At 39.1% G+C, this 8399-nt stretch carries 9 protein-coding genes and 2 tRNA genes; 6 read left to right on the top strand and 5 right to left on the bottom strand.

The features are described 5' to 3' along the window. The first annotated feature begins 101 nt into the window (after positions 1-101). Both CS931_RS12305 and CS931_RS12300 read left to right on the top strand, forming a co-directional pair. Positions 102-416 carry a head-tail connector protein gene (locus CS931_RS12305; protein WP_099206183.1) on the top strand — a complete coding sequence of 105 codons (315 nt, stop codon included), beginning with the start codon at positions 102-104 and terminating at the stop codon, positions 414-416. A gap of 1 nt (position 417) precedes the next feature. Continuing rightward, positions 418-747 carry a phage head closure protein gene (locus CS931_RS12300; RefSeq protein WP_099206182.1) on the top strand — a complete coding sequence of 110 codons (330 nt, stop codon included), beginning with the start codon at positions 418-420 and terminating at the stop codon, positions 745-747. A 41-nt stretch (positions 748-788) separates the two neighbouring features. Here the strand turns inward: CS931_RS12300 and CS931_RS12295 are convergent, their stop codons facing one another. Together CS931_RS12295 and CS931_RS12290 are read right to left on the bottom strand one after the other, a co-directional pair. After that, positions 789-1073 (bottom strand): ribbon-helix-helix domain-containing protein, encoded by a 285-nt coding sequence (locus CS931_RS12295; RefSeq protein ID WP_099206181.1) that lies wholly within the window; start codon positions 1071-1073, stop codon positions 789-791. A gap of 106 nt (positions 1074-1179) precedes the next feature. Beyond that, on the bottom strand, positions 1180-1842 hold the full coding sequence (locus CS931_RS12290) for a TetR/AcrR family transcriptional regulator (RefSeq protein WP_099206190.1): 663 nt from the start codon (positions 1840-1842) through the stop codon (positions 1180-1182). Between the two features lie 612 nt (positions 1843-2454). Here CS931_RS12290 and CS931_RS12285 point away from each other — a divergent pair. From CS931_RS12285 to CS931_RS12275, 3 genes are all read left to right on the top strand, one after another. Further along, a complete protein-coding gene (locus CS931_RS12285) occupies positions 2455-2646 on the top strand; it encodes an SHOCT domain-containing protein (RefSeq protein WP_099206180.1) in 192 nt (63 codons plus the stop codon). Between the two features lie 71 nt (positions 2647-2717). Further along, complete coding sequence (locus CS931_RS12280) at positions 2718-4025, top strand: recombinase family protein (RefSeq protein ID WP_099206179.1); 1308 nt, start codon at positions 2718-2720, stop codon at positions 4023-4025. Then, positions 4015-5628, top strand: a complete 1614-nt coding sequence (locus tag CS931_RS12275) for a recombinase family protein (RefSeq protein ID WP_099206178.1) — start codon at positions 4015-4017, stop codon at positions 5626-5628. The genes CS931_RS12280 and CS931_RS12275 overlap by 11 nt, the downstream gene beginning before the upstream one ends. 259 nt (positions 5629-5887) lie before the next feature. On the opposite strand, the gene CS931_RS12270 is transcribed toward CS931_RS12275, so the two are convergent. The 3 genes from CS931_RS12270 to CS931_RS12260 all read right to left on the bottom strand — a co-directional run bounded on the left by CS931_RS12270 (position 5888) and on the right by CS931_RS12260 (position 6792). After that, positions 5888-5979, bottom strand: a tRNA-Ser gene (locus CS931_RS12270). 41 nt (positions 5980-6020) lie between these two features. Further along, a tRNA-Ser gene (locus tag CS931_RS12265) sits at positions 6021-6109 on the bottom strand. A 164-nt stretch (positions 6110-6273) separates the two neighbouring features. Then, on the bottom strand, positions 6274-6792 hold the full coding sequence (locus CS931_RS12260; protein ID WP_099206177.1) for an NUDIX hydrolase: 519 nt from the start codon (positions 6790-6792) through the stop codon (positions 6274-6276). 371 nt (positions 6793-7163) lie between these two features. On the opposite strand from CS931_RS12260, the gene CS931_RS12255 reads away from it, so the two are divergent. Next, positions 7164-8303, top strand: a complete 1140-nt coding sequence (locus CS931_RS12255) for a trans-sulfuration enzyme family protein (RefSeq protein WP_099206176.1) — start codon at positions 7164-7166, stop codon at positions 8301-8303. The last annotated feature ends 96 nt before the right edge of the window (positions 8304-8399 follow it).

Below are 8399 nucleotides of genomic sequence, written 5' to 3'. Positions count from 1 at the left end.
TATGCCGTTACAGGGCAGCGTGGATTTATTGCCACTCAGCGTGTTGACGGCAAACTCATTTTGCCTGAAGCTGTGAAAATCCTCAAAATGGGTGCTGGGACATGATAGAGGGACTACTTGAGAAAGTGAAGAAAAACCTTATTTTATCACATGATGAAGACGATGCATTACTTGAAAATTACATCAAGGCTGCGGTCAATTACGCTGAAAGCTATCAGCATATCCCAAATGGCACTTATCTTGAAAAAGATATGCCGCCCACCACAGAACAGGCAATTGTCATGCTTGCAAGCCATTTCTATGAGAGCAGAGATGGCTCAACAGGCGGCTTTTTCGCTGATTCCGTTCAGGCTGGGCAGCAAGTTTGGGATACCGTAAATATGCTGCTGCGACTGGATCGGGAATGGTTGATTTGAGATGAGTTTTGGAAAAATGAACACACCGATTACTATCATCGAAACGAAAAAAGTCAAAGATAAGGACGGTTTTGTTGTGACCACTGATGTGGTTGTAGCAAGCATCCGAGCCTATCGTGAGGAACGGCACGGCAGCACCTTTTGGGCAAATCAAGCTACATGGTCGAAAGCAACGAGCCTTTTTCAATTTCGTGTGATACCGAACTTAACCATTACCACGGCTATGAAAATTGGCTGTGGTGATGAGAAATTCAAGATCACCAGCGTGGAGAATGTGCGTGGCAAAGGAATGTATATTGAGGTGTTGGCGGAGAAAATGTCGGCGACATAGAAAAACAGAGCTTTCAGAAAAATGAAAGCTCTGTTCATGTTTTACAGAATATTCAAAGCTTCTTTTACTTCAATCGAACCGTTTATTTTGCCTTTCACCTTGACACTTTCAATAGTTTCTCTGACTAGTTCAGGGGTAACATCATCTGCAAATGTTAATGGTCCCGTCATTCGAATTTTGGCTTTCTTATTTGAACCTTTTATTTTTTCCAAATCCTGACGAGTAATTGTCGCTATGCCAATATATTGGGCTTCGTTTTGCGTTCTTAAAATGTTTTCATTAAGTTCTTCAAGAAGATTTTCCAATCCGATAATGCGGTTTTCCATTACATATTTCCTCCAATTTTTGTTTGATGGCTTATTTATTAAATTATTATACATTCTGAATGTATGTATAATGCTAAAATATAACTTTTGTTTTGTAACGACAAGGTTACGTTTTATTAACCTCAATCGCTTTACCTTGCTCCGTTATAGTGACTTGAGAAGCTAATTTTTCATCAAGAACTGGCAGCCCCAAAGCTTCAACAATATCCTTTGCCATATGGAATCTTTGCCATGCCTCTTCTTCGTTTGCTTGTGGATATATCGTGGGCATGAGCCAAATATTACAAATTAACAAGAACAATTCTGCTGTTAATTTAGGGTGTTTCGCTTTGATTGAGCCATCGTTTATACCTTCTTCAATAAGTTCAGCATATTTTGTTGCTAAAAAAGTGCGTTGTTTTTCCATATATATTTTGAAAGCTGTAGGGCTGTTTTCAATCAACGAAAGTATTTGAAGCTGAAGTGTGGCATAATCCTTGCTTTCATTTACTGTCTGTAAAGTCAATTTTATTTTTTCTAAACCATTGATGTCGGTACGCCCTTTAATTTTTACAAAAGGCTTCATATCGTTAAATATCTTATCAGTCAACGCAAAAAAAACATCTTCTTTTGTTTTGAAATGATGATAAAAGGCTCCTCGTGTCAGTCCACCCATTTCACTGACTATATCAAGAATTGTTGTTTGCTCATAACCCTTTTGAATGAATAGTTTTAATGCAGAATCTAGTATTTTCTGCTCTGTTTCTTCTGGATATTTGTTTCGTGGCAAGCCCATTCACCTCATTACATACATTGTGTATGTAATGAGTATAACATACACAATGTATGTTTGTCAAGACTGAAATGAAAATTTTAAGTATGTAATTGTTATAATCAAACCACAACTTATTATAAAAGAATTTTCAATTTAGTTACCTATATTAAAGCGATATAACGGACAATCACCCTCGCATATACTCGTATTAACGGGTAATGTGGGGGTGATTTTTTATGACAGAAGAACAGAAAATCAAGATCAAGCTTCTCCGGGCGCAGAATCTCACCTTTACACAGATATCAGAACAAACAGGAATTTCACGAAACACAATAAAATCTTTTATGCACAGGGAGACATCTAAAAATGTAGCAGTCTACGATAAGAACACATGCCTACAATGTGGAAAGACCTTGATTCAACCATCCAAAACAAAGCCAAGAAAATTCTGCTGTGAATCTTGTCGCAATGCCTATTGGAATACCCACAGGTATTTATCGAATCAAAGCAACTCAACCTATATAATCTGTGCTTATTGCAGAAAACCCTTTAACTCACACGGAAGAAAAAATCGCAAATATTGTTGTCGCAAATGCTATATCAATGCGCGTTTTGGGGAGGTTTCGCATGACAAAAAACCAACTTAAGCGTGAAATCAATTATGGAGTTCATATTGCTTTACTGAAAGAATTGCTTCAAGAGCACATCATTACACAGCAGGAATTTGATGATATGGAGAAGATTTGTCTATCACAAAGTCAGTCAATTATCCAGAATATAGACTCATGGAAAAGAAAATCTACACGTCAAAAAACATAGAATAACAGCCAAGATCTTTGGTGGATATACTTGCTCCATATTGCTTGATTAACCTTGCTTTCAGAGGTATCATGTTCATCAGAAAAGAGGTGATTACGATAAAAATAACACAAATTCAAGGGTTAGCTCCAGCCTTGCCGAGGCGAAAACGTGTGGCAGCTTATGCTCGAGTATCCAGTGGAAAAGAAGCAATGCTCCATTCTTTATCGGCACAAATCAGCTACTACAGCGATTACATACGTAATCACTCTGATTGGGAATATGTTCAAGTGTTTGTTGATGAAGCTCTTACAGGTACGAAAGAAGCTCGACCACAGTTTCAAGAAATGCTGGAAGCTTGCCGTTCTGGTAGAGTTGATTTAATTATTACGAAGTCCATCTCAAGGTTCGCTCGCAACACCGTCACGGTCTTAGAATCGGTGAGAGAGTTGAAAAACCTCGGGGTGGACGTCTTTTTTGAGGAACAAAATATTCATTCCATGTCTGCTGAGGGTGAAGTTATGCTCACAATCCTTGCTAGTTATGCGCAGGAGGAGAGCTTGAGTGCTTCCGAAAATCAGAAGTGGCGGGTCAGAAAAAGTTTCTCTGAGGGTAAGATATGTGGTATGAGAATGTTCGGCTTTCGCATACAAAATGGGCAGTTAGTAGTTAAGCCTGATGAAGCTCAAATTGTTAAAACTATATTTTCAGATTATTTATCTGGGATGGGTATTGTGGGCATTTCAAAAAAGCTACTTGCGCAGGGTATCAAGCTCAATAAATCCACTATAAGCGATATGCTTAGAAATGAAAAATATATGGGGGATTTAAGGCTGCAAAAAACCTTTATTAAAGACCATATATCCAAGACGAAAGTGAAGAATGTCGGACAGCTTCCACAATATCTTGTGGAAAATAGTCACGACTTCATTATTGGCAAAGAAATTTTCATTGAGGTTCAAGCAGAAATTTCTAGGCGATCAAAAAACTACAATCCTAAGCCACGACAATCAACACCCTATCCTTATACAGGCTTAATAACCTGTGGAAAGTGCGGATCACCGTATAAACGCAAGTATAATGCGGCTGGTACAAAGTATGAAAAAGCGGTATGGATATGCACGACCTATGATACCAAGGGTAAAGAATATTGCGATTCACAGCAAATTCCAGAGGATATTTTACACGAAAAAGTTGATGAGGTTGGTGGTATTAAGCAAATTGGTAACATCAAAGTTCCCGATAAAAATACACTTGTCTTTACAATGAAAGATGGTCGGGTGCTTGGTATTCCATGGGTTCACACTTCTCGCAGTAAGAGCTGGACACCCCAAATGAAAGAAGCTGCTCGACAACGTCAACTTGCAAGGGCGCAGAAAAGGAGAGAAAATGAGCAATAAATCCAATATTACAGTCATACCAGCCACTATACCATTGTTTACACCCACGACTTTTTCGCCGATAAACAAACGAAGAGTGGCAGCCTACGCCCGTGTTTCCACTGATTCAGAGGAACAATTAACCAGTTACGAGGCGCAGGTTGACTACTACACAAAATACATATCAGAACACCCAGATTGGGATTTTAAAGGCATTTATACGGATGAAGGTATTTCCGCAGTCAATACAAAAAAGCGTGAAGGATTCAAGCAAATGGTCGCTGATGGGTTGGCTGGAGAGTTTGACTTGCTTGTTACAAAAAGCGTAAGCCGTTTTGCCAGAAACACGGTTGATAGCCTAAACACCATTCGTCAGCTTAAGGAAAAAGGTGTGGAGTGCTTCTTTGAGAAAGAGAATATCTGGACTTTTGACGGCAAAGGCGAATTGCTTATTACGATAATGTCATCTCTCGCACAAGAAGAAAGTAGAAACATTTCCCAAAACGTCACTTGGGGGCAAAGAAAGCGCTTTGCAGACGGGAAAGTGACCATTCCTTACAAGCAGTTTTTAGGTTATCAAAAAGGTGAAAATGGTCGCCCGGAAATAGTCGAGAGTGAAGCCAAAATTGTACGCCGCATTTATCAAGAATATCTAAGCGGCATTACAATTCGAGAAATCGCTCGAAACTTGACTTCCGATAGAATCCCTACTCCTGCCGGAAAGGAAAAATGGGCAGTCAGCACGATAATGAGTATTCTCCAAAATGAAAAATATCGTGGCGACGCAAGGTTGCAGAAGACCTTTTGCGCCGATTTTCTTACCAAAAAGATGGTGAAAAATGAAGGGCAAGTACCGCAGTACTATGTAGAAAATTCGCACCCGGCGATTGTGCCGCCAGAAATATTTGAGATTGTTCAAGTTGAGATTGCCAAAAATCGTAAACACAACACTAAACGCAGTAGCAATTGTTTTGCTGACAAAGTATTCTGTGGTGAATGTGGTGCATTATATGGCTCAAAAACATGGAATTCTACGAGCAAATACAAGCGCACGGTTTGGCAATGTAACGGCAAATATAAAGAGCGTGGGGTTGAGCCTTGTGCAACACCCAATGTTGATGAAATAGCTTTGCAACAAGTTTTTGTGCAAGCGATAAATCAAATTTTAGGCGATAAAGAACAGTACATTTCTGCGCTTCAGCCCTTAATTGATATGCTGGCGGACACGAAAGAGTTTGATAATGAAATCCAAGTTTTAAATGAACGACTATCTGGAATTTATGCACAACTGGAGCTTATGGTTTACGACAACGCTCGGCAGTTACAAGACCAGCAAGAATATATGGAGCATTATTCTGAACTGAGCAGTCGTTATGAAGAAGTCAAAAATCAGCTTTCAGAATGCGAAGACAAAAAACAGTTGCGATTGGCGAGACGAGATAAAGTCCTACAATTTATGGACACACTACGCACCAGAGAAAAATTATTGATCGAATTCGATGAAGTTCTGTTTCGAGCAATTGTGGAGAAAATCACGATATTTTCCCTTAATGATGTCCGCATCATGTTCCGCGATGGCAGCGAAATTCAAACAGAAGCGCCACGTAAACATTATGCAGACTGAAGCGAATAGGTATAGAAAAGCCACCTGTGAAAGGTGGTTTTTGCTTGCCTATTTCTAAAATGCACCCAGCTTGTCAGGAAAAATGTGATTTTACGGACATGGGTGCATCTCAATCCTGCGACTATTTGTCCCTACGATTTACCAAGTTTGTCCATATCCTAATGATAGCTTGTGCAATTTGCACCCAAACGCAAAGAAACTCCTCTAATAGAGGAGTTTCTGCCACGTCTGTGATTATATCATCATTGACGTGATGTTATGGCGGAGACAGAGAGATTCGAACTCTCGCACCGGTTTCCCGGCCTACTCCCTTAGCAGGGGAGCCCCTTATAGCCACTTGGGTATGTCTCCATAAGTATAAGCAGGGCTATTCTATTTAATAAAGAAAAAATTGGCGGAGAGGAAGAGATTCGAACTCTTGGTCCCTTGCGGGATCACTAGTTTTCAAGACTAGCTCCTTAAACCACTCGGACACCTCTCCAGAGTACACCCAAATTAAACTGGTGCGATAGAAATCATACCACAGCTTGACCATATTTGTCAATATAGATTTTACTTTTCTTTATAGTATTTTTCTTGTACAGAGTATAATCATTCGATAATTACAGAAAACTTATGAGAAACTTCTTTAACCATATTCTAAACCTATGTTTTATTATGACCGAGTTTATCATAAAAATTTTGCTTAACTGTCTGAAAGTGTTCTCCAATGGGAAGCGCTAAAGATTCATCTGCAATCATTTCCTCTAATTGCTCAAATGATATCCACTTAGCGTCAACTGTTTCACCTGGTTGCATAATCAATTTAGAAATTGGGATATCACATCGTAACAAATAAATGTCCACAAAAGCTTCTATCTCTTGGCATGTTCCTAAAAAAGATAGTTCGTCTTCTACTGCCAATATTCCGGTCTCTTCTTTTAACTCTCTGATGGCAGCTTGTCTACTGGTTTCTCCAGATAAAACTGACCCGCCGGTGGCTTCCCATTTACTAGGGTAGTACTGTTTTGTAGAATCTCGAAGTGTAATCAGGATATTTCTATTACTATCTACCGTCCATATTTCTACATCAATATGGTATTCACCAAAATTCATCATTTCTCCACGCCGATGTGTGCGATGAAGTGGTTGCCGCTTCTCTCCAAATAAGTCCCAAATTTCCATAGATATTATTTGCTCCTTTCTTAATTAAATAATTCAAACACTTTATTTATCAATTATTAAATTTTACTGTAACAATGAAGTAAATGTCAAGATTCAGTTTAATTTAAAACAGGCCAAATTAAGTATACTAGACTATGGGTAGGTGGCAGTGACCCAAAAATATAAAGTTAAATTTTAAACACATTTTTAGATATCTTATCTGAATTCTTGTTACATTATTGTATTTGTTTCTGTGCTTGCCAAAAATGTACATTATATTGACTTTTCGTTCTTCCTTTAAATTGACAGACAACAAATTTTGTGATAACATATGTTAATAATATGATTAATAGGAATAGCTTTTAATCTTTGCTTATAAAGGGGAATGAACTATGCTTCAAGATACTGTTTGTGTTCACGGGGCGGCCTTAAAAGACAACCCTACCGGAGCTGTCTGTCAGCCAATTTACCAAAGCGCCACCTTCTCTCACCCATCGACTGACCAAAGCACGGGATATGATTATTCTCGCTTGCAAAACCCCACTCGTTCACATCTGGAAGAAATGATATGTCATCTGGAAAATGCAGATGATGCTATTGCTTTTTCTACTGGCATGGCGGCTATTGCCAACTTAATTGAGCTTTTAGGTTCAGGCGATAAAATTCTGGCTTCGCACGATTTATATGGCGGAACAGTTCGCCTATTTGATAACGTCATCGCCAATAAGGGCATTCTCGTAGAATATGTGGATACCTCTGACTTAGAATTGGTTGTGTCTAAAATTGATGATGCCACTAAAATTCTTTTTTGCGAAACGCTGACAAACCCTATGATGAATGTAACTGATATTGCCGGTCTTAAAAAAATAATCGGTACTCGAGACATTTTGCTGGCCGTTGACAATACTTTTTTGACTCCTTATTGCTGCAATCCCATTGAACTGGGAGCTGATGTCGTCATTCATAGCGGTTCGAAATACTTGAGCGGTCATAATGATACACTGGCGGGCTTTTTGGTTTCGGCACACGCTGAACTCAGTGAGAAACTTCGTTATATCAGCAAAACGCTGGGCGCTTGCCTCTCCCCTTTTGACAGCTATCTTTTAATTCGTGGTATTAAAACATTGGCTCTGCGTATGGATCGTTCACAAAAAAGCACGCTAAAAATAGCGGAGTGGCTTTCTGCTCATCCTCGTGTGAACAAGGTATTTTTCTGCGGACTCCCTTCACATCCCGGATATTCTGTTATGCAAAAACAATCTAAAGGCTTTGGTGCTATGATTTCTTTTGAGGTCGATAGTCAGGAAACTGCCAAATATATTTTGAACCACCTTCAGATTGTTACTTTTGCCGAAAGTCTTGGTGGTGTTGAATCCTTAATGACCTACCCGCTCACCCAAACACACGCTGATGTCCCACTTGAAAAACGTTTACAGCTAGGAATTAACGAAAAGCTCCTTCGATTCTCTGTGGGTATTGAAAATCCTCAAGACTTAATTGAAGATTTAGAGCAAGCTTTTCCAAAAGTTTAAACTTTTATTACATTTGACTACACCATTACATCCTTATTTAAAATATGATAGAACAAAACAAGCCGCTTTTATGCTTCTGTGTCGTTACAGGACAGC

The organism is Scatolibacter rhodanostii (genome assembly GCF_900197595.1).
Lineage (GTDB): Bacteria > Bacillota > Clostridia > Oscillospirales > Acutalibacteraceae > Scatolibacter > Scatolibacter rhodanostii.
The sequence above is the reverse complement of the archived record's forward strand: the minus strand, read 5'-3'. Positions and strand labels throughout refer to the sequence as shown.